General features: G+C 59.0%; 24 protein-coding genes and 1 rRNA gene. 12 read left to right on the forward strand and 13 right to left on the reverse strand.

The annotated features are described in order from the left end of the window. Positions 1-65, reverse strand: a 16S ribosomal RNA gene (locus HDE75_RS16395); the annotation flags it as partial. Between the two features lie 620 nt (positions 66-685). Here HDE75_RS16395 and HDE75_RS16400 point away from each other — a divergent pair. From HDE75_RS16400 to HDE75_RS16410, 3 genes are all read left to right on the forward strand, one after another. Further along, positions 686-1,990, forward strand: a complete 1,305-nt coding sequence (locus HDE75_RS16400; RefSeq protein ID WP_183678178.1) for a sensor histidine kinase — start codon at positions 686-688, stop codon at positions 1,988-1,990. Positions 1,991-2,085: 95 nt separating this feature from the next. Then, positions 2,086-2,850, forward strand: coding sequence for a LytR/AlgR family response regulator transcription factor (locus HDE75_RS16405; RefSeq protein ID WP_183678180.1), 765 nt, complete (start codon positions 2,086-2,088; stop codon positions 2,848-2,850). 123 nt (positions 2,851-2,973) lie between these two features. Continuing rightward, positions 2,974-4,155, forward strand: a complete 1,182-nt coding sequence (locus tag HDE75_RS16410) for a PAS domain-containing sensor histidine kinase (RefSeq protein ID WP_183678181.1) — start codon at positions 2,974-2,976, stop codon at positions 4,153-4,155. A 71-nt stretch (positions 4,156-4,226) separates the two neighbouring features. On the opposite strand, the gene HDE75_RS16415 is transcribed toward HDE75_RS16410, so the two are convergent. The 3 genes from HDE75_RS16415 to HDE75_RS16425 form a co-directional block, all read right to left on the reverse strand. Then, the gene (locus HDE75_RS16415) at positions 4,227-5,222 is read right to left on the reverse strand and encodes a porin (protein ID WP_183678183.1); all 996 of its coding nucleotides are present in this window, start codon (positions 5,220-5,222) and stop codon (positions 4,227-4,229) included. A gap of 220 nt (positions 5,223-5,442) precedes the next feature. Beyond that, on the reverse strand, positions 5,443-6,093 hold the full coding sequence (locus tag HDE75_RS16420) for a class I SAM-dependent methyltransferase (protein WP_183678185.1): 651 nt from the start codon (positions 6,091-6,093) through the stop codon (positions 5,443-5,445). Between the two features lie 58 nt (positions 6,094-6,151). Next, on the reverse strand, positions 6,152-7,093 hold the full coding sequence (locus HDE75_RS16425; RefSeq protein ID WP_183678186.1) for a CysB family HTH-type transcriptional regulator: 942 nt from the start codon (positions 7,091-7,093) through the stop codon (positions 6,152-6,154). Positions 7,094-7,255: 162 nt separating this feature from the next. Between HDE75_RS16425 and HDE75_RS16430 the strand changes: the two genes are divergently transcribed. The 7 genes from HDE75_RS16430 to cobA all read left to right on the forward strand — a co-directional run bounded on the left by HDE75_RS16430 (position 7,256) and on the right by cobA (position 14,143). Beyond that, positions 7,256-8,029, forward strand: coding sequence for a sulfite exporter TauE/SafE family protein (locus HDE75_RS16430; protein ID WP_183678188.1), 774 nt, complete (start codon positions 7,256-7,258; stop codon positions 8,027-8,029). A gap of 81 nt (positions 8,030-8,110) precedes the next feature. Next, entirely contained in the window at positions 8,111-9,799 is a 1,689-nt protein-coding gene (locus tag HDE75_RS16435; protein WP_183678190.1) for a nitrite/sulfite reductase, read from the forward strand. After that, positions 9,792-10,352: a DUF934 domain-containing protein gene (locus HDE75_RS16440; RefSeq protein WP_183678192.1), complete on the forward strand. Its 561-nt coding sequence runs from the start codon at positions 9,792-9,794 to the stop codon at positions 10,350-10,352. Before HDE75_RS16435 ends, HDE75_RS16440 begins: the two co-directional genes overlap by 8 nt. 9 nt (positions 10,353-10,361) lie before the next feature. After that, entirely contained in the window at positions 10,362-11,078 is a 717-nt protein-coding gene (locus HDE75_RS16445) for a phosphoadenylyl-sulfate reductase (protein WP_183678194.1), read from the forward strand. Positions 11,079-11,128: 50 nt separating this feature from the next. Continuing rightward, complete coding sequence (gene cysD / locus HDE75_RS16450; RefSeq protein WP_183678195.1) at positions 11,129-12,040, forward strand: sulfate adenylyltransferase subunit CysD; 912 nt, start codon at positions 11,129-11,131, stop codon at positions 12,038-12,040. Further along, positions 12,040-13,359, forward strand: a complete 1,320-nt coding sequence (locus tag HDE75_RS16455; RefSeq protein ID WP_183678197.1) for a sulfate adenylyltransferase subunit 1 — start codon at positions 12,040-12,042, stop codon at positions 13,357-13,359. Before cysD ends, HDE75_RS16455 begins: the two co-directional genes overlap by 1 nt. Positions 13,360-13,384: 25 nt before the next feature. Beyond that, on the forward strand, positions 13,385-14,143 hold the full coding sequence (gene cobA, locus HDE75_RS16460; protein WP_183678199.1) for a uroporphyrinogen-III C-methyltransferase: 759 nt from the start codon (positions 13,385-13,387) through the stop codon (positions 14,141-14,143). Here cobA and HDE75_RS16465 read toward each other — a convergent pair. From HDE75_RS16465 to lptF, 4 genes are read right to left on the reverse strand one after another with little or no spacing between them, the layout of a single operon-like run. After that, positions 14,140-15,111: a Stealth CR1 domain-containing protein gene (locus HDE75_RS16465; protein ID WP_260174185.1), complete on the reverse strand. Its 972-nt coding sequence runs from the start codon at positions 15,109-15,111 to the stop codon at positions 14,140-14,142. The genes cobA and HDE75_RS16465 overlap by 4 nt on opposite strands. Continuing rightward, positions 15,108-15,521, reverse strand: a complete 414-nt coding sequence (locus tag HDE75_RS16470; RefSeq protein ID WP_183678203.1) for a sirohydrochlorin chelatase — start codon at positions 15,519-15,521, stop codon at positions 15,108-15,110. The genes HDE75_RS16465 and HDE75_RS16470 overlap by 4 nt, the downstream gene beginning before the upstream one ends. Next, positions 15,521-16,690 carry an LPS export ABC transporter permease LptG gene (gene lptG / locus HDE75_RS16475; RefSeq protein WP_183678205.1) on the reverse strand — a complete coding sequence of 390 codons (1,170 nt, stop codon included), beginning with the start codon at positions 16,688-16,690 and terminating at the stop codon, positions 15,521-15,523. The genes HDE75_RS16470 and lptG overlap by 1 nt, the downstream gene beginning before the upstream one ends. Further along, a complete protein-coding gene (gene lptF, locus HDE75_RS16480) occupies positions 16,687-17,835 on the reverse strand; it encodes an LPS export ABC transporter permease LptF (protein ID WP_183678207.1) in 1,149 nt (382 codons plus the stop codon). The genes lptG and lptF overlap by 4 nt, the downstream gene beginning before the upstream one ends. 67 nt (positions 17,836-17,902) lie before the next feature. Here lptF and HDE75_RS16485 point away from each other — a divergent pair, with 67 nt between their 5' ends. Then, positions 17,903-19,396 carry a leucyl aminopeptidase gene (locus tag HDE75_RS16485; protein ID WP_183678209.1) on the forward strand — a complete coding sequence of 498 codons (1,494 nt, stop codon included), beginning with the start codon at positions 17,903-17,905 and terminating at the stop codon, positions 19,394-19,396. Between the two features lie 67 nt (positions 19,397-19,463). Here HDE75_RS16485 and HDE75_RS16490 read toward each other — a convergent pair whose 3' ends face one another. The 4 genes from HDE75_RS16490 to HDE75_RS16505 are packed head-to-tail and all read right to left on the reverse strand — an operon-like array spanning position 19,464 to position 21,068. Then, positions 19,464-19,991, reverse strand: coding sequence for a hypothetical protein (locus HDE75_RS16490; RefSeq protein ID WP_183678211.1), 528 nt, complete (start codon positions 19,989-19,991; stop codon positions 19,464-19,466). Positions 19,992-19,997: 6 nt separating this feature from the next. Further along, positions 19,998-20,471, reverse strand: coding sequence for a CreA family protein (locus HDE75_RS16495; RefSeq protein ID WP_183678213.1), 474 nt, complete (start codon positions 20,469-20,471; stop codon positions 19,998-20,000). 20 nt (positions 20,472-20,491) lie between these two features. Then, positions 20,492-20,680, reverse strand: coding sequence for a DUF1653 domain-containing protein (locus tag HDE75_RS16500; protein ID WP_094445380.1), 189 nt, complete (start codon positions 20,678-20,680; stop codon positions 20,492-20,494). A 10-nt stretch (positions 20,681-20,690) separates the two neighbouring features. Beyond that, entirely contained in the window at positions 20,691-21,068 is a 378-nt protein-coding gene (locus HDE75_RS16505; RefSeq protein ID WP_183678215.1) for a hypothetical protein, read from the reverse strand. A 594-nt stretch (positions 21,069-21,662) separates the two neighbouring features. On the opposite strand from HDE75_RS16505, the gene xth reads away from it, so the two are divergent. Next, positions 21,663-22,427 carry an exodeoxyribonuclease III gene (gene xth, locus HDE75_RS16510; protein WP_183678217.1) on the forward strand — a complete coding sequence of 255 codons (765 nt, stop codon included), beginning with the start codon at positions 21,663-21,665 and terminating at the stop codon, positions 22,425-22,427. Positions 22,428-22,435: 8 nt separating this feature from the next. On the opposite strand, the gene HDE75_RS16515 is transcribed toward xth, so the two are convergent. Beyond that, a complete protein-coding gene (locus HDE75_RS16515) occupies positions 22,436-25,705 on the reverse strand; it encodes a bifunctional diguanylate cyclase/phosphodiesterase (RefSeq protein WP_183678219.1) in 3,270 nt (1,089 codons plus the stop codon). Positions 25,706-25,724: the final 19 nt, after the last annotated feature.

Genomic DNA, 25,724 nt, shown 5'->3' on the forward strand with positions numbered 1-25,724 from the left:
TCGACTTGCATGTGTAAGGCATGCCGCCAGCGTTCAATCTGAGCCAGGATCAAACTCTTCAGTTTAATCTCTGTTACTTTGCCGTTTTACCGGCATGGCCGAACTATTTAACTAGTTCAAACCCCTCGCATTGCGAGGTGTTTGCTCACTCAAAAAACTGACAGGCTACTTCCGAAGAAGTATCCTATTTCATTATTTCTTGTGAACATTTGATATTTTAAGTTTTACGCTGCTTACGCAGCGCTGCACTTCCATCAAATGCCCACACTTATCGACTGTTAATTGTTAAAGAACTCAATTCGGTTACTGCTTTCGCGCTATCGACAAAGCGTTGTGTTTGTCAGCTGCGAAGAAGGAAGAGTATGAAGCAATTCGCTACGTCCGTCAACTCCTTCTTTTTCTCTACTTCACTCTGCATTTGCATGCGTCGTTCAGCGAGGGGGCGAATTATAGCCAAGGCCCGCAGTCGCCGCAAGGGTTATTTACAGATACCGCCCAGCCAGCCCCACTTCACTTCAGCGTGCGTTTTATGCAGCCTGTCGCATCTCCATGGCGCCCCACCGCAACTTGCGGCAGAGTGGCAACATCCGATTCTGACGCAGAACAACGATAGCGCAAATTACAATGGGCATTCAGTTAAACTTGCCCGCTGCGTCGATTAACTCTTGCACCTGAAAGCGTCTCCATGTTTCCGATTTCCAGCCCGCCACAATTATTGAAAGCCATTCTCGCCTGGCTGCAACGGGGATTCGACGCGACCACGACCTGGGTCACCCAGTTATCCTGGTGGAAGTTTTTTCTGTTCGCCGCCCTGGCACTGATTGCCGGCTCCATCCTGCAAGATGAGTTGTTTTCCTCTGGGGCCGACGAAGAAGTGGTGATCAACTCGCACAAGCGCGCCAGCAAGGGCAGCGGCGATACCAATATCCTGATCGACGATACGGGTATCCATTTCAATCCGCGCAGCAGCAAAAACCGCCGCAACAGCGCCAGCGAGACACCCGACACTCCTGACACTCCCGACAAGGATGACAACACGACTGAAGGCGAACAAAGGACAGAGCCGCCTGCACCACCCAAGCCACCCGCCGCCCCCGCCAAACCGAATTACCCGGTGACCACCAATGCTTCCGGTGAAGAGGTGCATATTGAGTTGCCGCCGCAAATCGGCGAAGAGTTGTCAAACGCCATCGAAGAAGCCGTGGACGATGCGGCCGAACAAAAAGTATCGCGTTATCACAAGCAAGCATCCACCTGGTTCAAGAGCTTTGTATCCTTGCTGGTGCTGGCCCTGTTTGCCATGAAAGCACTGGTTGGCGGCAAGAAGCGGGCGGAAGCGGAAACTGTGACTGCCAATGAAGCGGCCGAACGCGCCTCCATGCAGCGCCAGCTCAGTGAAGCGAAGATGCAAATGATGCAGGCGCAAGTCGAACCGCACTTCCTGTTCAACACGCTCGCTTCAGTCGAGCACCTGATCCAGACCGATCCGCCGCGCGCCGCCAAGATGCAGCGTAGCCTGATCCAGTACTTGCGGGCAGTCTTGCCGCAAATGCGCGACAACGCCCTGATCACCAATCTGGGCCGGGAGGCAGACATGGTGCAAGCCTATTTGAACCTGCTCAAAATGCGCATGGAAGAACGCCTGACGGTCGATTTCCAGATACCCGACGGTTTGCGCAGCGCCGCCTTCCCGCCGATGATGCTGCAATCTATGGTGGAAAACGCCATCAAGCATGGCCTGGAAGTCAAACCGGAAGGCGGCACCCTGCGCATCGTTGCCGATGTCGCCCACAGCAAGCTGCGTGTCACCGTCACCGACGATGGGCTCGGCTTTGGCGCCGTCCCCAGCGATGGCACGGGCCTGGGCTTGCCGACCATTCGTGAACGCCTGAAACTGTTGCACGGCGACCAGGGCAGCCTGACTATCACCCCAAATCAACCGAGCGGCGTATGCGCCGTGATCGAGGTGCCCTATCAACTGTCTAAATAAGCAACTGTCCAAATAAGATCACAGAAAATCACGGAGCAGTTGATAAAAACGCTAATTCATTGAATAATCAATTTTCACGAGACACATAAACGACTATGCCTACCGCTATTATTGCCGACGACGAAAGACTGATGCGCGACCAGCTGCGTTTGCGCCTGGGTCAGGCCTGGCCCGAACTGGAAATCATCGGCGAAGCCAAGAATGGCGACGAAGCGATTGAACTGGTCGAGCAACTGAATCCGGACTTTACCTTCCTCGATATCCGCATGCCGGGCAAGACTGGCATGGAAGCGGCGCAAGTGATCGGCAGCAAGAGCCATATCGTGTTCGTCACGGCCTACGATAGCCACGCGGTCGAAGCCTTCGAACGGGGCGCTGTCGACTATGTGCTCAAACCGCCTGAGCACGAACGCCTGCTGGTGACGGTAGAACGCCTGAAGACCCATTTAAACAAGCCCGCACTGGACGTCAACAGCAGCGTGACGGCCATGTTGTCGCAATTGGCGGAAAAGATTACGGCCAAGGCCAAACCTGCTTATTTGCAATGGATACAGGCCAGCATAGGCCAGGATTTGCGCATGATCCCGGTGGAAGAGATCCTCTTCTTCCGCTCGGACGAAAAATATACCTGCGTGCAAACTGCCAAATATGAAGCACTGATCCGCAAACCAGTGCGCGACCTGGCCGAAGAACTCGACCCATCGCTGTTCTGGCAAATCCACCGCGCCACGCTGGTCAACGTGAATGCGATTGAAGGTGTCACGCGCGATATCCGCGGCCGCCATCTGGTGCTAATCAAAGGCAAGACCGACAAGCTGGAAGTGAGCCGCAGCTTCCTGCACCTGTTCAAGCAAATGTAAACACGCCCCTTCCGCCGCCCGGCCCCAACCGGTGCGGCGTTCCCTGCGCCACATCAAGCCCCTTCCCGCGAACTGGCCTAGAGTCAACTCATTGAGTCATTGATTCGTCGCCAGGAGCCGCATATGCCGACCCAAGGCCACTCCAGACTGTCGCGCTTTTTGCCACTCGGCCTGGCGGCCTCCCTCGCCGCCATGCTGTATCTGCACTACCAGCCGCCATCTGCCCGGCAGCAAAAAAAACGGGATCAGTCCATCATCGACAACGCCAGCGTAGCCATCATCAGTGTCGACAGCAGGCAAATCATCCTGCACGCCAACCGCACCGCAGCCAGCCTGTTCGGCGGCACGGTGCAAGCCATGCGTGGCATGCCGCTCGGGCATTTCATCCTGCGCGATTTACGCAACCTGGACAGCGGCGAAGGCGACGGGCCATTTAGCGATATCCGCCAGGAATTGCGCCTGGCTGGCCGGCGCGCCACCGATTACACCCTCACTGGCAGGCGCAGCGATGGCGCCTTGTTTCCACTGGAGGGATCGCTGTCGGGCATACAGGAAGGCGAGCTGGGGGTGTATACCATCCTGGTGCGCGACATCAGCGCGCGCAAGCAGGTGCATGAGCAGCTGGCACGTTCATTTTCGCAACTGCGTGAATTATCGAACGCCCTGCAAACCATACGCGAAGAAGAGCGCCGGCATATCGCGCGCGAGCTGCATGACGACCTCGGACAATTGCTGGCCACCTTGCGCGTCGACCTGACATTGGCACAGCAGCATGCCGACATGACGCCCGCCTTGCAAAAGCTGCTGCTACGCATGGACGGCTTGCTGGTGACCGCGATCAGCTCGCTGCGCCGCATCGCCGGCAACCTGCGGCCGCGCGCGCTTGATGAAGGGGGGCTCTATTTTGCCCTGCAAAAACTGCGTCAGGATTTCCTGCTGCGCCAGGTGGTCCACTTCGACTTACTGGCCGACGAAGCCGAACTGGTGCTCGACGATATCCGCAGCACGGCCGTCTACCGCATCGTGCAAGAGGCGCTGACCAACATCGCGCGCCATGCAGAAGCGAGCCATATCACGATTGCCCTGCACCGCATCGATTCCAGCCTGGCCATTACGATACAGGATGACGGCAAAGGCATTGCCGACCGGGACCTGGAAAAAGCAGCTTCGCTGGGTTTACTGGGCATGCGCGAAAGAGTCTGGGGCTTGAACGGCAATATCCAGATCGGCGCCGACAGTGACCTGGCCGGCACACGCATCGATATCTTGCTGCCCATTTATACAGAAGAGGTGGAAGCAGAATAATCGAATAGCCCAGCACTAAGTAAAAGGCGCCCCGAAGGGCGCCTTTCTTTTCTATCAAGTGCCGGTGTTGCTTAGAACTTGTGGGTCATACCCAGTTGGTACACCGATTTTTCACTGAACTGGTCGCGGCCAGCGTAACCGTACACGGCAGTACGTTTCGACAGTGGGTAGTCGTAGCCCAGGCCGTAGGCCTTGGCCGTTTCCTTGCCGCTCACCGTGCTGCTATCTTGCTTTTGTTTCACATAGCTAGCCTTGATCGCACCGCCGCCGATATCGTAAGCCAGGCCCAGCAAGAAGTTCTTGAAGGTGCCGGTCGCGGCTGCATCGGTATCGGCTTTCGAGTAATCGAAGGTGATTTTGGCTGGGCCGAATTTGTAGCCGCCGCCGACGATCCACAATTTAGGTTCAGGAATCGCATTGGCTGCGCTCTGCACTTTTTTCTGGTAGCCGGCGTGTGCGCTGGCTGGGCCGTCGTCAAACGTGGCCAGTACGGTGAAACCCGAATCCGCATCTTTAATTTCGCTGGCAACATATTGACCGCTGACGACGAAGCCGCTGAACGATGGGCTGTTGTAGGTCACGGAATTGCTGACGCGCGATACGCCAACCACCGAGGCGCTTGGAATGGCTTGGGCGCCGTTCGGCGATTGGCCGCCACGCATCACTGGCTCATTGATCTTGCCGATCACGCCATAGGTGTTGAATGGATCGACGCGCGCCAGGGTGCCATCGATCAAGTCCTTGGTGCGGCCCAGGTAGACGGTACCAAAGTCACCGGTCAGGCCTACCCATGCCTGACGGTCAAACAGGGTGTTGGTGGTCGCTTGTGCGCCGGTGTCAGCCTTGAATTCATTTTCCAGGTTGAAGATGGCTTTCAAGCCATTACCCAGATCTTCCGTGCCTTTGAAGCCAATACGCGAAGCTTGGTTTTCACGTTCCAGCAATGCACCGCCCGTGGTCTTGGCGATACCCAGGTCGACTACGCCGTAGACGGTCACATTCGATTGCGCCTGTACGGAAGTGGCGAAGGCGCCGATGATCAGTGCTGCCAGAGTAATTTTTTTCACTTGAGATTCTCTATATTAAGTTGAACAAGATTTGTTGCTGCTTGGATACCGAACCGAATCATGCCTAGTAAATGCTTCAACAATATGACAACGACAACTGTTGTTTTTTTACACAATCATTTTTGCAATTAAATTTGACAATGAGTTCGGCCATAATTCTTAGAGAACAGGCGAAAAAAAACCGCCCGTGGGCGGTCTGATACTGCAGTTCTAGCCAGCCTTACTTCAAGCGGCAGCTCAGCAACCAGTAATACTCAAGACGTTTCATGCGAATTTCACGGGCCGAGTAGGCAAACTTCTTGCGCAAGTGGCTATCCGAAGGGAAATTTTTCAGCACTTCATAACGCTCGCCGGCATCCGTCGTGCGGAACTGGTGGGTATTGCCTTCCAGGTCAGTGCGCGCGATCACCGTGCTGCTGCCATCGACATAGGAGTTGTCGATCAGCACCAGCAAGATATCCTTGCCCAGCTTGCTGCGCAGTTGCTTCAAATACTTGTCCTGGTCTTCGCGCTTGACATGCGACCACCAGAACCCGGCGAACACGGCGGTGAACTTGCCTTCCAGGCCGTTGGGCAAATTGAAGGCGTCGACCTTGGCAAACGTCACACTCTCCGGCAAGCCGCGCTTCTGGGCCAGCGCCAGCATTTCATCCGTGATGTCGGTGGCCAGCACGGCATCGGCGGTCTCGGCAATCACTTCCGTCCAGTAACCGGTGCCGCAAGCCAGTTCCAGCACGGTATGGCCTTCCAAGGCATCGGCAACTTTCTCACGCAATACTTCCAGGTCTTCCTGGCGCTCGGGCTTGTCATAGACGCGCTCGTACTGCTGCGCGATGGTGGCGTAATACTGGGCAAGCTGATCGGTAATCATGTTTCTTCTCTTAAATATAGTCCTGGCCGGGCAACACACCCGGCCTTGTCAGGCATTGTTATAGTTCGTAATGTTCTTTATCGCCGCTCATCGCCTGCTCTATCAATTTGCGGTTCAGGGTCGGGGTCAGCAGCTCGATAAAGGTATAGATATAGCTGCGCAAATACGCGCCCTGCTTGACGGCCACACGCGACACATTCATGCCGAACAAGTGGCCCACAGGGATAGCGCGCAAGCCTTTGTCGCGCTCGGCATCAAACGCCATACCCGCTATGATACCAATCCCCATGCCCAACTCGACATAAGTCTTGATTACGTCGGCATCGATGGCTTCGAGCAAGACATCCGGTTTCAAGCCGCGCAGCACGAAAGCATGGTCGATCTTGTTGCGCCCGGCGAACGCGCTGTCATAGGTAATCAGTGGGTAGGCGGCAATTTCTTCCAGGGTCACGGACTTCGATTTCAGCAGTGGATGCTCGGCCGGCACCACCACCACGTGTTCCCACTGGTAACACGGCAAGGTGATCAGGCCATCGATGGCGGCAATCGATTCGGTGGCAATCGCCAGGTCGGCCTGGTCGCGCTGCACCATCTCGGCGATCTGGCGCGGGTTGCCTTGCAACAAGGATAACCGCACCTTGGGAAACTTGATCATGAAAGCCTGCACCACCTTGGGCAAGGTGTAGCGCGCCTGCGTATGCGTGGTGGCAATTGTAAAGCTGCCGCTATCCTGGGCCGCATATTCCTTGCCGATACGCTTCATGCTGTCGATTTCCTGCATCACCAGTTCAACCGATTCCAGCACCAGCCGGCCTGGCTCCGTCAAACCACGGATGCGTTTGCCGTGGCGTGTGAAAATATCCACGCCCAGCTCTTCTTCCAGCTCGATAATGGCCTTCGACACGCCAGGCTGCGACGTGAACAAGGCCTTGGCGGCGTCGGTCAGGTTGTAATTCTGCCGGACCGCTTCGCGCACGAAGCGCAGTTGATGGAGGTTCATTGCTGGTTTTGCCCTAGATTGCGGTGGTTTGCCGGAGTTTCCGCCCTACCCATGATTTTACGTTCATGCATATACCCATATCGCATATAAGCAAATGCGTACTTAGTAGTTTGGATTAAACACTAAGTTTATTACTATTGCGGGTACTTTGGGGGTACAAGCATGACTTTGTCTTATATAGTCTCAGGATTTGCCGTTGGATTACTGGTCGGAATGACTGGCGTGGGCGGAGGTTCGCTGATGACACCCCTGTTAACACTGCTGTTTGGCGTCGCGCCCTCGGTTGCCGTCGGTACCGACCTGGCCTTTGCCTCGATTACCAAGAGCGCCGGCACTCTGACGCACCGGGTGCGCGGCACCGTGCGCTGGGATATCGTGAAACTGCTGTGCATCGGCGCCCTGCCCGCCGCCGTCGTCGCTACCCTGGCCTTGAAGTCGTTTGGCACCCTGTCGCCGGAAATCGGCCAGATCATCCGTTATTCGATTGCCGCCTCGGTGTTGCTGACTGTGGTAGCGCTGCTGTTCAAGGGCCGTATGCTGGCCTGGATCAATGCCCGGCCTGAAAAACAATTGCAAGGCAACAAGCTTGCAACGGCCACCATCATTTCCGGAGCCGTGCTGGGCATTCTGGTGACGGTGTCGTCCATCGGCGCCGGGGCGATCGGCGCGACCTTGCTGGTGATGCTGTATCCGCGCATGAGTTCAGCCGAAGTGGCAGGCACCGATATCGCCTATGCCGTGCCGCTGACGGCGATTGCCGCGCTCGGTCACTGGTGGCTGGGTTCCATCCACTGGGAATTATTGTTTTCCCTGCTGATCGGCTCCCTGCCCGGCATCACCCTCGGTTCCTGGGTCGCCCGCGCGGTACCGGAAAAGTTTTTAAGAGCCTTGCTGGCGATGACCTTGACCGCGGTCGCCGTGAAGCTAATCTATTAAAGAGTGTATTAAAAGAACATTTTTCAGTAAAAAATATAACCCAGGCAACTTTCCAGCACCCCGGCTTTTTTAGGACTCGATATGTACCACTACGATCAGTATGACCACCTCATCGTCAAAGAACGCATCGCGCAATACCGCGACCAGGTTGCACGCCGACTCGCCAATGAACTGACGGAAGAGGAATTCATTCCGCTGCGCCTGCAAAATGGCCTGTACATGCAGCGCCATGCCTATATGCTGCGCATCGCGGTGCCGTACGGCTTGCTGTCGTCGAAACAGATGCGCATGTTTGCCCATATCGCGCGCAAATACGACCGCGGTTATGGCCACTTCACCACGCGCCAGAATATCCAGTTCAACTGGATCGAGCTGGAACAGACGCCCGATATCCTGACCGACCTGGCGTCGGTGGAAATGCACGCGATCCAGACCTCCGGAAATTGTATCCGTAATACAACATCCGACCCGTTTGCAGGCGTCGCGGCCGATGAAATCATCGATCCGCGCCCGTATGCGGAAGTGCTGCGCCAATGGAGCACCTTCCACCCGGAATTCATCGCCTTGCCGCGCAAGTTCAAGGTTGCCATCAATGGCGCCGAAGAAGACCGCGCCGCCATCGCCGTGCATGATATCGGCTTGACGGCCGTGCGCAATGACGCCGGCGAAGTGGGCTTCAAGGTGATGGCGGGTGGCGGCATGGGCCGCACGCCTATCCTGGGCAGCGTGGTACGCGACTTCCTGCCATGGCAGCATATGCTGACCTATGTGCAGGCGATCATGCGCGTGTACAACCTGCACGGCCGCCGCGACAACAAATACAAGGCACGCATCAAGATCTTGCTCAAGGCAATCGGCGTGGAAGAATTCACGCGCCAGGTGGAAGAGGAATGGGCCGACTTGAAAGATGGTCCGGAAACCTTGACGGTCGAGGAAATGCAGCGGGTGGCCGACTTCTTCCAGCCGCCCGCCTATGCCGCCCTGCCGGATCTCGATTACGCTGGCGAACACGCCGACAACAAGGCTTATACCAATTGGCTGGCCCGCAACGTCAAGCCGCACCAGCGCCCCGGTTACGTGGCCGTGGTGCTGTCGCTGAAGAAAACCGGCGTGCCGCCAGGCGACGCGACGGCCGAGCAGATCGACTTCGTGGCTGATTTATCCGACCGCTACAGCTTTGGCGAATTGCGCGTCACGCATGAGCAAAACCTGGTGCTGGCCGACGTGGAACAGTCGAAACTGTTCAAACTGTGGCAGGAAGCCAAGACGCACGGCCTGGCCACGCCAAATATCGGTTTGCTGACCGACATGATCTGCTGCCCGGGTGGCGATTTCTGTTCGCTGGCCAACGCCAAGTCGCTGCCGATCGCCGCCGCGATTGCCGAACGTTTCGACAACATCGATTTCCAGCATGACATCGGCGAAATCGAGCTGAACATTTCGGGCTGCATCAATGCCTGCGGCCACCATCACGTGGGCAGCATCGGCATCCTTGGCGTGGACAAGGATGGCAGCGAATGGTATCAAGTGTCGATCGGCGGCGCGCAGGGCAACCACGCCGCCATCGGCAAGATCATCGGACCATCGTTCTCCGCCTTGCAAATGCCGGAAGTCATCGCGCGCCTGCTGCACGTCTACGTGCGCGACCGCTACGAAGACGAACGTTTCGTCGACACCGCCCAGCGCCTGGGCCTGGCGCCGTTCAAGGAACACGTATATGCAACGCCGATCACCGTCGGCAACCTGGTGGGAGAAGACGAATATGTTTGAAGTACGCGAAGAAATCATCAAGAACGCGGCCGTGGTGGCCAATGACTGGGGCTTGCTGCGCCTGGACGAGGGCGACACGCCGGAAACGGTAGTCGTGCCGGCCGGCAAGGCCATCGTGCCCTTGAGCGTATGGAAAGCGCAGCACGCCGCCCTGGCGACGCGCCTGCCCGAGATCGGCGTGTGGCTGGCCAGCGATGAGCGGCCCGAAGAGTTGGCTGCTGATATACAGCAACTGACTGTGATCGGCATCGACTTTCCCAAGTTCACCGATGGCCGCGGTTATTCCATCGCGTTTAATTTGCGCGCCCGCCTGGCGTACACGGGTGAATTACGCGCCATCGGCGACGTGCTGCGCGACCAGCTGTTTTCCATGCACAGGGTCGGTTTCGACGCCTATGCCACGCGCCCAGACCGCAGCATCCATGACGCATTGAAAGGGTTGTCGGTCTTTTCAGAAACCTACCAGGCTTCGTGGGACCAGAAGTCGCCGCTGTTCCGCCGCCACCACCGCGAAGGCCAGAATCCTGACCTCGACAACGCGGCCGGTATCTGAGGAATTGCCATGAGCGATCTTTCTACTTTAATCGACGCTACCCAGCAAACGCTGACACGTATCGCTGCCGAGTTTTCGCCAGCCGTGTTTGCCTCTAGCCTGGCAGCCGAAGACATGGTGCTGACCGACATGATCCTGAAAGCGAAGCTGCCAATCGGCATCTTTTCGCTGGAGACGGGCCGCCTGCACCAGGAAACCCTGGCCGTGCTGGACAAGGTCAAGACCCGTTACGAGCATGACATCACCCTGTACCGTCCGCAGCCGGACGCCGTGGCCGCCTACGTGGAACAGCATGGACTAAACGCGTTTTACAACAGCGTCGAGATGCGCCGCGAGTGCTGCCGCATCCGCAAGGTCGAGCCGCTGGGCCGTGCGCTGGCCGGCAACAAGGCCTGGGTCACGGGCCAGCGCCGCGCCCAGTCGACTACGCGCGCCGAACTGCACGTGCAGGAAGATGACGCGGCACACGCCATGACGAAATTCAATCCGCTGGCGGACTGGTCGGAAGAAGATGTATGGGCCTATATCCGCGCCAACGACGTGCCGTATAACGCGCTGCACGACCAGGGTTATCCATCGATAGGCTGCGAACCATGCACGCGCGCCATCGAACCGGGCGAAGATGTGCGGGCCGGGCGCTGGTGGTGGGAAAACCCCGACTCCAAGGAATGCGGCTTGCACATGGTGGACGGCAAACTCATACGCATCAAATCCGTGGCAGCCTGAAGCAACTCAGTATTCCGCAATAGATTCTGCAGAACAAGAAAGCATCCAATATGAGCAATATTTTGAACCAGCGTCACCTCGACAGCCTTGAATCGGAAGCCATCCACATCTTGCGCGAAGTGGCGGCCGAATCGGCCAACCCCGCCCTGCTGTTTTCGGGCGGCAAGGATTCCGTCGTCCTGCTGCGCCTGGCTGAAAAAGCCTTCCGTCCAGGCAAGTTCCCATTTCCTCTCGTGCATATCGACACGGGCCACAACTTCCCGGAAGTCATTACCTTCCGCGACAAAAAAGTGGCAGAGCTGGGCGAGCGCCTGATCGTCGGCTCAGTCGAAGATTCGATCAAACGGGGTACGGTGCGCCTGCGCAATCCGGCCACCGATTCACGCAATGCGGCACAAGCGGTGACCTTGCTCGAAACCATCGCCGAACACGGTTTTGACGCCTGCATCGGTGGCGCCCGCCGCGATGAAGAAAAAGCCCGCGCCAAGGAACGCATTTTCTCGTTCCGCGACGAATTTGGTGCCTGGGACCCGAAAGCCCAGCGCCCGGAGCTGTGGGACCTGTATAACACCCGCGTCCATCCCGGTGAAAACATGCGCGTCTTTCCGATCTCGAACTGGACCGAGCTGGACGTGTGGCAATACATCGCCCGCGAAAAGCTGGAACTGCCGCCGATCTATTTCGCCCATGAGCGCCAGGTGATTCCGCGCAACGGTTTATTGGTGCCGCTGACCGACCTGACGCCCGTACGCGACGGCGAAACGGTGGAAACGCAGATCGTGCGCTTCCGCACTGTCGGCGATATTTCGTGCACCTGCCCCGTATCGTCGGACGCGGCGACAGTTGACGCCATCATCGCCGAAACGGCAATCACGCAAATTACGGAACGGGGCGCCACCCGCATGGATGACCAGACCTCCGAAGCCTCGATGGAAAAACGCAAGAAAGCAGGGTATTTCTAATGAACGCAGCAGTCCTGAACACCACACTCACCGATAGCGTTGAACGCGGCATGCTGCGCTTTATCACGGCCGGTTCCGTCGATGATGGCAAGAGCACCCTGATCGGCCGCTTGCTGTTCGACAGCAAGGGCATCTTCGCCGACCAGCTCGACGCCATGTCGCGCTCCAAGCACAAGCGCACAGTGGGAGACACGGTCGACTTGTCGCTGCTGACGGACGGCCTGGAAGCGGAACGCGAACAAGGCATCACCATCGACGTGGCCTACCGCTACTTCGCCACGCCGAAACGCAAATTCATCATCGCCGACACGCCTGGCCATGAACAGTACACGCGCAATATGGTCACCGGTGCTTCGACGGCCGACGCGGTGATCATCCTGATCGATGTGTCGAAAGTCAAACTCGGTGACGACGGCAGCGTGGAGCTGCTGATACAGACCAAGCGCCATTCGACGATTGCCCATTTGCTGCAGATCGAGCACGTGGTGGTCGCCGTCAACAAGATGGACCTGGTCGACTACGATCAAACGGTATATGACCGCATCGTGGCTGCCTACCGTACATTCGCCCAGTCGCTGGGTTTGAAAGACATCACGCCGATCCCGCTGTCCGCCCTCACTGGCGACAACGTGGTCGAGCGTGGCGACAAACTGGGCTGGTACCAGGGACCGACCCTGATCGAACTGCTGGAGTCCTTGTCCGTCTACGATGAATCGCACGATGCGCCATTCCGCTTCCCGGTGCAGCTGGTGGCGCGCCACAACGGCCACGAAGCGAACGATTTCCGCGGCTATATGGGCCGCATCGAAGCGGGCAAGGTCAGCATCGGCGATACGCTGGTGGTGCAACCCTCGGGCCAGACGGCCACCGTCAAGGATATCGTCACGCTCGACGGCTCGCTGCAAAGCGCGGTGGTAGGCCAGTCCGTGACCCTGCTGCTGAACGAGTACCTGGACATTTCGCGCGGCGACCTGCTGGCTGGCAGCGACCGCCCTGCCACCCTGCTCAAACAGGTAGTGGCCGATGTGTGCTGGCTGTCCGAAGATGGCCTGGACTTGCGCCGCAAATACTGGATCAAGCATGGCACGAAACAGACTGCCGCCAAGGTAACGGCCATCGACTCTATCCTCGACATCAACACGCAGCAGCGCCACCCGGCCGATGGTTTGAAGCTGAACGACATCGCCCGCATCAGCTTGAACGTGCAGCAAGCGCTGGCGGCCGACGCGTACGCCGATATCCGCGCCACCGGTGCGTTTATCCTGATCGATGAAGTCACGCACCAAACCGTCGCGGCCGGCATGATTCGAGTCGGCTAAAGAAGGTATAGGGAAGGCAAAAACCATGAACAACTCCACATCTCTGCCAGGCAAGGTCTATCTGGTGGGCGCCGGCCCCGGCGCGCAAGACTTGATGACACTGCGCGGCGCGCGCCTGCTGGCGCAGGCCGACGTAGTGCTGCACGATGCACTGGTGACGCAAGAGATGCTGGAGCTGTGTCCACAGGCGCAGAAAATCCTGGTCGGCAAGCGCTGCGGCCAGTTGTCGACGGCGCAGGCTTTCATCAACAAGCAGCTGGTCGACAACGCCCGCAAGCACGCCATCGTGGTGCGCCTGAAAGGCGGCGACCCGATGCTGTTCGGCCGCGCCGATGAAGAATTGCGCGCCCTGGAAGAAGCCGGCATCGAAGTGGAAGTGGTGCCCGGCATTACCACCGCGCTGGCCGCCGCCGCCGCCACATTGCAGCCGCTGACCAAGCGTGGCGTTTCGCGCAGCGTGGCTTTTTTTACGTCGAGTACAGCGCCGGACCAGCCGGAGCAGGCAGCCATCCCCGACTGCGACACGCTGGTCCAATACATGGGTGGACGCGAAGCCATCGCCACCGCGCAACGCTTGCTGGTCCAGGGCCGGCCTGCCGGCACGCCGGTGGTCGTCATCGAAAACTGCAGCCGCCCCGAGCAGCGCATCGTGCGTATGGTGTTGAGCGATCTGGCACAAGGACTGGGCACGACGCAAGGTCCGGTGCTGGTGATGCTGGGCGAAGCGATGGCTACGCGGGTGACGCAGAGCGTGGACCTGCCTAAGCTGGCATTGCGGGCCTAGGCTGATTCCAGCTCGAACGAGGATGGCTGTGGCAGCAACTGCTGCAAGCTAGCGGCTACACGCAGCAGGCGCGGATCGTTGTCTTCCGCCTCGTCGCAGGTATCGTTGATGCAGAAAAAAGGCAGTTCACCAAAGCGCCCCACCAATTGACGCAAAGCCTCGGATGCATCGTCCGCGCCGCTGGCGACATGCAGCGGATCGAGAATCTGCTGATGCGCATAGCCCATATACACCATCCAGCGCGGCACCAGGTCGGGCAGCAAGGCAGGCCGCTGCCAGGTGCGGAACACGGTCTGGCGCACGCTGGCGAACATCCCTGGCGCCAGCGCCTCGAGTTCATGCAAGCGGCTCTTCAGCATGGGCCGCGGTGCATGCGCATACAGGCACGGCGCGTGCTCATAACCGGCATACTTCGCCGACAGCCAGTGCCGCGACAAGGTGGCGCAATTGACAGGCGCCGCCACATCGGGCCGCAAGCTGTCAAACGCCGGCGCTGGCGCACTTTCCGTAAATACGCTCAAGCCATCATCTGCCTCGCCAAACCACAGCGCAGGCTCGAACGGCGCCCCCAGGAATACGTCGTCATTAAAATACAGAAACCGCTCGGACAGGCCGGGGATATGGTGCAGATACGATTCGATATGGCCGGAATCGAAGACGGGCAGCGCACCGGCCGGCATCAGGCTGGCGTGGTCGATCACGCTCAAGCGCGCCGATGCACGTAGCCAGGCCGGCACCTGGCGGTCCGTCACCAGATAGATATGGCCGTGATCGGGGAAGAATTTTTCCAGCGCCCGCAGGTTGTAGCGCAGCTCGCCGTTGTCGCGGTAGCGGCCCGCCACATTGCCATGCAGCGCCAGCTTGCCGGCATGATTCTCGGCCCATACCGCATACGCTTGCTGCCGGCGCGCGCGCCACGCAGGGTCGGCGCCATCGACCCACAGATAGACGATATCGATCGCGCTCAAGCGTCGCCTGGTGAACCGGGAGCGGCCACGCAATAGTCGGCGATGGCGGCCAGCACCTGGGCATTTTCGCCCACGGCCTCGACCACCTTCAGGCGCAGGCGTGGATGATCGTGGCGCAGTTGTTCTGCCAGCAGCGGCAAGTCGCGCAGCACGTGGCCACCCTGCCCCAGGAAGACGGGCACCACGGTGACGTCCAGGGTGGCCTCGCCGGGTAGCGCATCGAGTAGCGACTGCACCAGTTCAGGCAGACGTGGTGTCATCAATTCAAGGAAGGCCAAGTGCACGCTGGTCTCGGGCAGGCGCGCTTGCGTCAGGTCGCGCAGGCGTTCGAATGGCGCAGCCCAGGAAGCGGCGCGCGCGCCATGCGCGAACAGGACCAGCGCCTGCTTTTCGGAGTGAAGTTCGTCCATCAATGCCGCTCCACCCACCATAGCGCCCCCAGCGCCAGCAGCAGATACAGGGTACTCGGCGCCACCGCCGTCAAAAAGGCCGGCCAGGTGCTGAGCAAGCCCAAATGCGAAAACAGGGTATTGACCAGCATGAAGCTCACGCCGATCATGATGCCGATGAAGATCTTCAGACTGATGCCGCCGCTGCGCGTATGCATGTAGGCGAACGGCAGCGCCAGCGCCATCAGCACGAAAATGGCCAGCGGGTCGATCAGTTTTTTCCAGAAAGCGATGCGGAAACGTTCGGTTTCCTGCTTGTTTTCGGCCAGGTGGCGCGTGTAGACCGCCAGTTCGCTGGCCGACATGCGGTCAGGATCGGAGGCCGACACGGTCAGGATCTTCGGCGTCACTTCCGACACCATGTCCTTGCTGGCGCTTTTCACGGTTTTCACCAGGCTGGTTTCCTGGCCATAGTAATTTTCCAGCTTGGGTTCATAACCGGGCTTGACGGTCGCACTGTTCGAGAACGAGGTTTCGGTCACGTCCATCAAGCGCCAGACATTCTGTCCTTGGTAAGTCGCGCTGGTGGCGATGGTCAGCGTGCGCAAGCGCATATTGGCATCGAATTCATACAGCTTGACGTTTTTCAGCTGGCCGTCCGGACGCGCCTCGCCCACGTTGAAAAAGCGCGAACCGGTGACGGTGCCCGTCAGGCCGTCGCTCTTGACCATGTCCTTGGTCCACAGGCCGGAACGGAATTCACTCGATACGGCCGCACCGCTGGACGCCAGCTTGATCCGTTCGGCCAGCGGCTCGGTGCGCGGCGTGATCACCTCGCCAAACAAAAAGGTGATGACGACGAAGACGATACCGATGCGGAACAGGAAACCGGCCGCCATGGCAGTCGACATGCTGGACGCGCGCATGATGGTAAATTCGGAACTGGCCGCAAACTGCGCCATCGTATAAATGGTGCCGATCAGGGCAGCAATCGGCATCACTTCATACACGTGGCCCGGCAACAGCACCAGCACATACAAAAAGGCGTACTGGATGGTATAGCCGTTCTTGCCCACCTTGGGCAGTTCGGCCGTCAGGTCAATAAAAGCCTGCAACGCCAGGAATGCCAGCAGGACGAAGAAGACCGCCTGGAATATCGAGACGGCGAAATAGCGCTGTAAAATCTTCATTTCGGATCCGCTTTTTTACATGTGTTGCCGCTGCGGCGAGCACGCTTGAAGGACGCCAGCAGCACCAGCGGATGATAGCGGTGATTCACATTCAGGCGCCACGCAAACAGGGCCACCACAGCCAGCGCCGCCAGCAGGTGCAAGGGCCACCAGGCCACGCCAAAGCCCACCCGTCCCTGCTTCACGCTGGCCTCGGCCACCTTGATCAGGTTACTGTAGGTGAAGAAGATCAGCAGGGCCACGATCAGGTTGGCCGAACTGCCGGCGCGCGGATTGACGAAGCCCAGCGGAATGGCCAGCAGGATCAGCATCAGGGCGATCAGCGGCGCGCTGAGCCGCCATAACAATTCGGCCATGGTGTAGGGATTCGGATCGCGCACCAGCGCCATGGTGCTCATGGCGCGCACGCCCAGGTCGGCGCCCAGGTCTTGCTGCTTGCTCTCGATGCGCATGATGTACTGCTCGAACTCCATGGTCTGGAAATCGGGCTGGGTCGGCGTCCCCTGGTAGCGGCGGCCATTTTTGAGCACCAGGAAGCGCTGGCCCTTGGGATCGGTATTGATCACGCCTTCCCTGGCGACGACGACCACGGCACTGCCCTTCTCATCGACAGTATTGACGAATACGTTATGCACCAGGTTTTTCTCGCCGCTGGCGCCTTCGACGAAGAAGATACGGTTGCTGCCGGCCGACTCGCGGAACTGGCCCGGCGTGACTTTTTGCAAATCTTCACGTTTTTCAAAGCGCGTCACATATTCATCGCTTTTTTTCTGCGCCCATGGCGTGGCGTACAGGCTCAGGACGGCCGTCAGCAGCACCAGCGGCAATCCAAAACTGAGCACCGGCCAGATCCAGCGCCGCAGGCTCAGGCCCGAGGCGAACCACACCACCATTTCCGATTCGCGGTAACTGCGCGTGACCACCATCAGCACCGCGATGAAACCGGTGAGGATGAGGATCGTGGGCAGCTGCATCAGCGCGGAAAAGACGATCAGGGACAGGACGTCGGACGAGGCGATCTTGCCGCCTGCGGCCTTGCCGAGTATGCCGATCAGCATCCAGGTTAGCAGAATGCTGAATAAAACAGTGAAGGTGGCCCCGGCGGCACTAGCCAATTCACGTCGAAGGGCGCGTTGAAAGATCATTCGGAGTTTATAATTCGGGTCAGTTAGTTGAGTAACACGTTACTAGTAAATGAAAACGGAGAACAAAATGGACTTTAGCATAAAAGCATTCGATACCAAGAGCACCCTGGCCACTGCCAAAAGCGGATGCATCGCGGTTGCGGTATTCGAAAACAAAAAACTGTCGCCAGCGGCAAAATCGCTGGACAGCAAGGGTGCCATTACGGCTGCGCTGAAGTCCGGCGACATTAGCGGCAAACCTGGCAGCACGTTGCTGCTGCGCGGCGTGGAAGGTGTCACCGCCGACCGCGTCCTGCTGGTCGGCATGGGCAGCGATGAATCCGTCAGCGAAAAAAGCTTCGCCACCGGCGTGCAAGCTGCCTTGAAGGCATTCGGCTCGCTGGGCGCTGCGGACGCCATTATCGCATTACCGCTGCAGGAAGTGAAAGAGCGCGACGTCAATTGGGCGATCCGCTGCGTGGTGCAAGCCGCACACGATAGCGAGTATCGCAACGATACGCAAAAGAGCAAGAAAGACCCGGCACCAGCGGGCGTGCGCAAGATCGTCCTGTCAGCCCCTGCCACGGCTGCTACGCGCGGCGCACTGGCACAAGCGACCGCCATCGCCAACGGCTCGGACCTGACCCGCACCCTGGGCGACCTGCCAGCGAACATCGCCAACCCGACCTACCTGGCCAATACGGCCAAGCAGCTGGCCAAGGATTACAAGTTTGAAGTCGAAGTACTGGACCGCAAACAGCTCGAAGCGCTGAAAATGGGCAGCTTCCTGTCGGTCACCAACGGCAGCGAACAGCCGCCGAAGTTCATCGTCCTGAAACACATGGGTGGCAAGGCCAAGGATGCGCCAGTGGTCCTGGTTGGCAAAGGCATCACCTTCGACACGGGCGGCATCTCGCTCAAGGCCGGACCTGGCATGGACGAGATGAAATACGATATGTGCGGCGCTGCGTCAGTACTGGGCACCTTCCGCGCCATCGGCGAAATGAACCTGAAGCTGAACGTGATCGGCGTCATCGCCGCCTGCGAAAACATGCCATCGGGCCGCGCCACCAAACCGGGCGACATCGTCACCTCGATGAATGGCCTGACGATTGAAATCCTGAACACGGATGCCGAAGGCCGTCTGGTACTGTGCGATGCGCTGACCTACGCCGAACGCTTCAAGCCGGCAGCCGTGGTCGATATCGCCACCCTGACGGGTGCCTGCGTGATCGCGCTGGGCCACCACAACAGCGGCCTGTTTACGCGCAGCGATGCAGCGCATGATCAATTGGCCAATGAGTTGCTGGCAGCGGGCAAGCAAGCGAGCGACACCGCATGGCGCATGCCGATCGAAGAGGCTTACAACGAGCAGCTGAAATCGAACTTCGCCGACCTGGCCAACATCGGCACGCCAGGCGGCGGTTCGGTGACGGCAGCGGCCTTTTTGGAAAACTTCACCAAGAAGTACACCTGGGCCCATCTGGATATCGCCGGCACGGCATGGAAATCGGGCGCTGCCAAAGGCGCGACCGGACGTCCAGTCCCTCTGCTGACGACCTTCCTGATCAACCGCGTATAAGCCTTTGATCCAGAAAAAAAGCCGCCATGATAAATAATCATGGCGGCTTTTTTATGTCTGGTGGATTTCAATAAACGACCGGATCCGGCACCGGCGACGGCGTCACCCTGGGCTGAACTACCGGTTGCGGCACCGCTTCAACTGGCGCGGCTGCAGGCTTGGCAGCCACTGGTGCTGGCGGCGGCGCCATGCGCGCCGGGTCTTGCATGATGATGGTCAGGGTGGACGGGTAATCGAAGCCGGCGCCCGTATTGCGGTCGACAAAATAGCCGACGCCCAGGGTCAGGATCACATTGCCCCACACGCTGCCATTGAGCTTGGGATCGATCGTGTTATCGGTCACGACGGCCGGCGAACCGGTCTTCCTGCAATCGACTTTCAAGGGAGCCTGGCTCTTGCGGATGGTGATGCGGCCGGGTGTGGTGACAAACCACTTGCCCACATCATTGCTGAGAATGCACCCGGCGCCATATAGTTCGCGGTTATCCTGGATGGTTTGCACCAGCACCATCTGGTCGGTGTTGCCGGTCAGCGTGGCGCAGCCGCCCAGCGCGGACAGCAATCCAACAGTGGCAATAGCGGTGCGATGGCGCATGGAGGATCAGCGTACGGGGATAGGCTGGTCAGCTGGCACGGCGACGGCAGTGACGCTGTTTTTCGGGCTGCCATCGACCAGGCGGTCTGAATACACGAGGTAGACCAGCGCATTGCGCTTGGCGTCCACCATGCGCACTACGCGCACATGCTTGAAAAAGATGGAAGCGCGCTCGCTGAAGACTTCTTCCTGCTGCGGCAGCTTGCCCTTGAATTGCAACGGCCCTACCTGGCGGCAGGCGACGGCTGCATCCGCCTTGTCTTCCGCCAGGCCGACGGCGCCCTTGATGCCGCCCGTCTTGGCGCGCGACAGATAGCAGCTGACGCCGCCCACCTTGGGGTCGTCATACGCTTCCACCACGATCTTGTGGTCAGGGCCGATCAACTTGAACACCGTATCGACGGAACCGATCGTTTCAGCCTGCGCCGCAGCACAGGCCAAACCGAGCAGCAAGGCACTAGCCAGCAAGGATGTTTTCATGGAGTCCGCCCAGTGAGGCATCAGTTGATGGGAGCAAAACGCTGCACCATGACACCGTCGACCTCGATCAGCTGAAAGAACACGTCTTTCGGCCGGGTCCAGATCGAGCCATCAGCGGCGCGGTAGACGATCATGGGCGTCAAATCAGATTCCAGCGTGGCTTCGCACACCAGTTCGTAAATGCCGCCCTTGTAATGCCGGTAACGCATCGCCGTCCCCTCAAGCCGTGGAATCTTCACTCTTCTCGTCAGTCAGCGCCTTTTGCTTCATTTTCAGGCCCTGGATCACTTTCAAAATGCTTTCCATGCCGGCTGCGCCATCGGCGCCGCTGAAGGCCTCAAGTACTTCATTGAGCACTTTGTTGCGCACGGCGGCTTCGTCGGACGAGATTTCCAGTGCGCGCTGCGCCTGGGCTTTGGCCGCCTTTTCAGCCGCACTGACGCGCGGCTTGGTAGCCGTCTTGCCATGCGTCAAAGCAGCCTGCCAGATCACCCAGCGGCGCTGGGTTTCAAAAATCAGGTACTCTTCCGGCTTGTCTTCTCTTCGCCGCACAATGTGGCCGTCACGCTGCGCCCACGCTTCAAATGCAGTTCGCATTTTCTTCCTTTGCAAATGCTACGCGCAAGTCTCACTATTAAAACTGCAATGTTTCCAGATGGTACCATTTATTGACGAAACAAAATAGTATCCAACATGTAGTACTGCAATTTGCATAACAAGTCTGGCGGCGCCTACGGACGAATTCTGCGATTCGCCCACGGCACAGTGGTCATGTAATTCGGAACAGCAATTACAACTGATTCCTACTTGTTTAGTTATAAGCTGCAACAAAATCTGTGTGACACAGTTGTTACATTCTGCCATTTTAGTAGTTTTTATCGCGATTTAGCGAGAAACTTTAAGCTTTATCGCATGAAAAAGCGACAGGTGGCGCACCAATCACAGCACTTATGCCAAATCAAACATAGGGCTTGATCAATGATACACAAAAACATAATATTTATGCGTCACGATTGGCTAAAAATAAATACTTTTTCTATATTAATTTTACCCTAGGGCAAATAAAATTGCACATATTTTCAGCCTGTGACAGCCCCGGCGAAAAACGGCGAGCAGGCTGGCAGGACGCCAGTAACACGCATGCGGTAAGATTCGCGCCTATCGTCAGCCCATCAAACAAGGATTTACCCCATGAAAATCGCCACCTGGAACGTCAACTCGCTGAAAGTGCGCCTGCCGCAAGTGCTGCAGTGGCTGGCCGACAACCCGGTCGACATACTGTGCCTGCAAGAAACCAAACTGACCGATGACAAATTCCCCGCCGCCGAGATCGAGGCGGCCGGCTACCAGGTCGTCTTCAGCGGCCAGAAAACCTATAACGGCGTGGCCATCCTGTCGAAGCTGCCGATCACCGACGTCGTCAAGAATAATCCCCTTTATGAAGATGCGCAGCAGCGCATCCTGGCCGCCACCATAGCCGGTGTGCGCGTGGTGTGCGCCTACGTGCCCAATGGGCAGAGTATCGACTCCGACAAATATGAATACAAGCTGGGCTGGCTGGCCTCCCTGCACGACTGGCTGGCCGAAGAAGCGCGCCAGCATCCGCAACTGGCCGTGGTAGGCGACTACAACATCGCACCCGATGACCGCGACGTGCATGACCCCGTCGCCTGGGCCGGCCAGGTACTGGTGTCGGACAAGGAACGCGCCGCCCTGCAGCGCCTGTTCGACATCGGCCTGGCCGACGCCTTCCGCCTGTTCGAGCAGGCGGACAAATCGTTCAGCTGGTGGGATTACCGTCAGTTGGGCTTTCGCCTGAACAAGGGCCTGCGCATCGACCATATTTTGCTCTCGCCAGCCCTGGTAGCGCGCTGCAGCGCCTGCATCATCGACAGGGTGCCGCGCAAGTGGGAACAGCCTTCCGACCATGCACCGGTCGTTGCCACCATCGATTAATTAAATAATTAATTAAATAAGCGCCTGCGTTCCAGTAAAGCCTGCGCATTGACTGCAGGCACTGGCGCGGAGAACAGATAACCCTGCGCATAGCGGCAACCGCTGACCTGCAGCAGGGCGAATTGCTCCTCTGTTTCCACGCCTTCGGCCACGGCCGACAACTGCAGACTGTCGGCCAGCGCGATGATGGCCGAGACGATGGCGCGGTCTTCCGCGCTCTGCCCCAGGTCCTTGATGAAGGCGCGGTCGATCTTGACCTTCTTGACGGGGAAACGCTTCAAATACGCCAGGCTGGAATAGCCGGTGCCAAAGTCGTCGATCGACAAGCGCAGCCCCATCGCATTAATCTGCCGCAGGATGTCGAGCGTGTGTTCGCCATGCTGCATCAGCGCCGTTTCCGTAATTTCAAATTCCAGCAGGGCCGGATCGATGCCGCTCTCCTTCAATATGCTCGCGATGGACGCCACCAGGCCCTTGTGCATGAACTGGCGCGGCGACAGATTGACCGCCAGCGGCACCGGCAGCAAGCCCTGCGCCTGCCAGGCCATGCTTTGTTCGCAGGCGCGCCGCATCACCCATTCGCCGACCGGCACGATCAAGCCGTTTTCTTCCATGATGGGTATGAAGCGGTCCGGCAGCACCAGGCCGTGGCCCGGACGGCGCCAGCGCAGCAGCACTTCCATGCCGTGCAGGCTGCGTGTGGCGATATCGATCACGGGCTGATACACCAACTCGAACTGGTCTTGCGCCAGCGCCGTGCGCAAGCTGCTTTCCAGGTCAAAATGCAGGGCCGCCGCCTGGTTCATGGCATGCGTGAAGAACTGGTAATTGTTGCGGCCATTGCCCTTGGCGTGATACATGGCCGCGTCGGCATGGCGCATCAGCGCATCGACATCGCCACCGTCATCGGGATACAGGCAAATGCCGATCGATGGCGTGATGTGCAGCACATGGCCATCGAGCGGAAACGCCGGTGTCAAAGATTCGATGATTTTCTCGGCCACACGCGCCGCTTCATCCGCGCCACGTATGCCGGGCACCAGCACCACGAATTCATCACCGCCCAGGCGCGCAACCGTATCGCTGGCGCGCACCGCGCGGCACAGCCGGCTGGCCACTTCCTTGAGCAGGCTGTCGCCCGTCATATGGCCCAGCGAATCGTTGATGGTCTTGAAGCGGTCCAGGTCGATGAACATCACGGCCAGCTTGCGCGCCGAGCGCTGCGACGCCAAAATGGCCCGTTCCAGGCGGTCCGTCAGCAAGGCGCGGTTCGGCAGACCCGTCAGGCTGTCGTGATAGGCCATGTGGTGCACGCGCGCCTCGGCCTGGCGCCGCTCGATGATTTCATCCTGCAACTGGGTATTGGCGCCGGCCAGTTCGGCCGTACGCTCGAACACGCGCAACTCCAGCTCATCGCGCGCGCGGCGCACCGCGTCGGCAGCCTCGCGGCGCGCCGTCACGTCGTCGACCATCCATACCGAACGCCCATGCACCTGCGCCAGGTCGAACGGCCGGCCTGATAGCCGCGCCCAGAAGCGGCTGCCATCCTTGCGCACCAGCTGGTATTCGGCCATGTGCACGCGGCCAGCCTCGAAATCGCGCGCAGTCTCGCCGCGCGCGACCTTCCACGAAGCCAGGTCCGGATACAGCGCCTGCACGGAAAGGCGATTGACCTCGCCCGGCGCATAGCCGAACAGCTCTTCCATCTTGCTGTTACAGCGCAGGTTGTAGCCGCCTTCGACCACCGCGATACCCAGCACGGCGCTGTCGAGGATAGCCTGGTTTTCCAGCAGCGCATTGCGTAGCGATTCTTCGGCCCGCTTGGCTTCCGTGCGGTCTTCGATGATCCAGATGGTGCCGGCACCAGGATCGTCCGGGTTGACCACGTAGGCGATCAGCTGCGCCCACAAGGTCGTGCCGTCGCTGCGCTGCATGTCCACTTCAGTCTGGAACGGTTTGCCCACCGACAGGAAGGGAAAGGCGGCCGCCCCCAGCATGTCGTAGGAATCCTGCGATACATACAGCGCGCGGCCGGGCAAGCCCAGCGCCTCGTCGCCACGGTAGCGGAACATCTCGGCAAAACCCGTGTTGTAGCGCGTGATCAGGCGCTGCTTGGTAAACAGGATGCTGACCGAGGCGTTGGTCATGATGGCCGCCACTTCCATCTGCGTCTGGCGGCTCACGCTGACATCCTCGAGTATCCAGATGGCGCCCTCTTCGCTTTGCTCCTGGTCGACGGCATTGGCGCGGATACGGCACCAGAACAGGCTGCCGTCGCGGCGGCGGAACTGCGCCTCTTCCTGTTCATACGGCAGTCCCTGGCCCAGCCGCGGCGCCGCCTGCAGGCCGAACTGCGCATAGGCTTCAGACGAAGGAAACAGTTCGGCCGCCGCGCGGCCCGTCAGTTCCTGCTGCGTGTAGCCAAACATCTCGGCGAAGCGGGGATTGCAGCGCAGGATCAGGCGCGAGCGCGAAAACAGGATGCCGACCGAGGCATTGTCCAGGATCGCCTGCTGCTCCAGCATGGCGTGGCGCAGCTGATCCTCGTCGCGGCGGTGATCGCTGATATCTTCGAGTATCCACACCGTGCCATCGTCAGGATGCAGGGGATCGACGGCGCGGCCATGCAGGCGGCTCCAGAACAAGCTGCCATCCTGGCGCCGCAATTCCAGCTCGGTGCAAAAGGATTTGCCTTTCGCTAGCAGCGGCGTAGCCGCCATGCCCAGTTCCTGGTAGTGCTGCGGCGAGCGGTATAGCACCACGCCGGGCAGCCGCGTCAACTGATGGCGCGCATAACCGAGCATTTCGGCTGCGCGGATATTGCACTCCTCGATGACGCCCGCCTTGGTAAACAAGATGCCAACGGCCGCGCTTTCCAGGATGGCCTGCTGTTCCAGAAACGTCTTGCGCAGCGCCTGCTGGTCCATCTGCCGCACGCTGATATCGGCAAACACCAGGGTCGCGCCCATGCTGGCATCGGGGAGCAGCAAAGGCTTGCTCCAGATTTGCACGGCCACGCCGCCTTGCAGATTGCTTTCCCATTGACGCTCGCGCCCTGCCGGACCCAGTGCGCCGCGCAGCATGCTGCTGCTCGACGCCCGGTAAGTGTCGCTGAAGCAGTCTGCCAGCAACTTCCCCGTCACATCCATACCCAACAGAGTATGCAATGCGCTATTGACCGCCAGCACCAGGCCACCCGCATCGCAGGCACAGGCGGGCAAGGCAATCAGCTGCAAGGCATCGTCTAGGGTATTGGAAGAAGTCGGCACACAGTTCATGGTCAGCCATACAGTTGAG

This window comes from Janthinobacterium silvisoli, assembly GCF_014200725.1.
In the GTDB taxonomy this organism is placed as follows: Bacteria; Pseudomonadota; Gammaproteobacteria; order Burkholderiales; family Burkholderiaceae_D; genus Janthinobacterium.

Coding starts and splice junctions, on each gene's coding strand:
- HDE75_RS16495 (WP_183678213.1), bottom strand. CDS start 20,471: ATGAAAACATCCTTGCTGGCTAGTGCCTTGCTGCTCGGTTTGGCCTGT.
- HDE75_RS16435 (WP_183678190.1), top strand. CDS start 8,111: ATGTACCACTACGATCAGTATGACCACCTCATCGTCAAAGAACGCATC.
- cobA (WP_183678199.1), top strand. CDS start 13,385: ATGAACAACTCCACATCTCTGCCAGGCAAGGTCTATCTGGTGGGCGCC.
- lptG (WP_183678205.1), bottom strand. CDS start 16,690: ATGAAGATTTTACAGCGCTATTTCGCCGTCTCGATATTCCAGGCGGTC.
- HDE75_RS16485 (WP_183678209.1), top strand. CDS start 17,903: ATGGACTTTAGCATAAAAGCATTCGATACCAAGAGCACCCTGGCCACT.
- HDE75_RS16470 (WP_183678203.1), bottom strand. CDS start 15,521: ATGGACGAACTTCACTCCGAAAAGCAGGCGCTGGTCCTGTTCGCGCAT.
- HDE75_RS16400 (WP_183678178.1), top strand. CDS start 686: ATGTTTCCGATTTCCAGCCCGCCACAATTATTGAAAGCCATTCTCGCC.
- HDE75_RS16505 (WP_183678215.1), bottom strand. CDS start 21,068: ATGCGAACTGCATTTGAAGCGTGGGCGCAGCGTGACGGCCACATTGTG.
- cysD (WP_183678195.1), top strand. CDS start 11,129: ATGAGCAATATTTTGAACCAGCGTCACCTCGACAGCCTTGAATCGGAA.
- lptF (WP_183678207.1), bottom strand. CDS start 17,835: ATGATCTTTCAACGCGCCCTTCGACGTGAATTGGCTAGTGCCGCCGGG.
- HDE75_RS16430 (WP_183678188.1), top strand. CDS start 7,256: ATGACTTTGTCTTATATAGTCTCAGGATTTGCCGTTGGATTACTGGTC.
- HDE75_RS16425 (WP_183678186.1), bottom strand. CDS start 7,093: ATGAACCTCCATCAACTGCGCTTCGTGCGCGAAGCGGTCCGGCAGAAT.
- xth (WP_183678217.1), top strand. CDS start 21,663: ATGAAAATCGCCACCTGGAACGTCAACTCGCTGAAAGTGCGCCTGCCG.
- HDE75_RS16500 (WP_094445380.1), bottom strand. CDS start 20,680: ATGCGTTACCGGCATTACAAGGGCGGCATTTACGAACTGGTGTGCGAA.
- HDE75_RS16490 (WP_183678211.1), bottom strand. CDS start 19,991: ATGCGCCATCGCACCGCTATTGCCACTGTTGGATTGCTGTCCGCGCTG.
- HDE75_RS16455 (WP_183678197.1), top strand. CDS start 12,040: ATGAACGCAGCAGTCCTGAACACCACACTCACCGATAGCGTTGAACGC.
- HDE75_RS16410 (WP_183678181.1), top strand. CDS start 2,974: ATGCCGACCCAAGGCCACTCCAGACTGTCGCGCTTTTTGCCACTCGGC.
- HDE75_RS16515 (WP_183678219.1), bottom strand. CDS start 25,705: ATGAACTGTGTGCCGACTTCTTCCAATACCCTAGACGATGCCTTGCAG.
- HDE75_RS16440 (WP_183678192.1), top strand. CDS start 9,792: ATGTTTGAAGTACGCGAAGAAATCATCAAGAACGCGGCCGTGGTGGCC.
- HDE75_RS16405 (WP_183678180.1), top strand. CDS start 2,086: ATGCCTACCGCTATTATTGCCGACGACGAAAGACTGATGCGCGACCAG.
- HDE75_RS16420 (WP_183678185.1), bottom strand. CDS start 6,093: ATGATTACCGATCAGCTTGCCCAGTATTACGCCACCATCGCGCAGCAG.
- HDE75_RS16445 (WP_183678194.1), top strand. CDS start 10,362: ATGAGCGATCTTTCTACTTTAATCGACGCTACCCAGCAAACGCTGACA.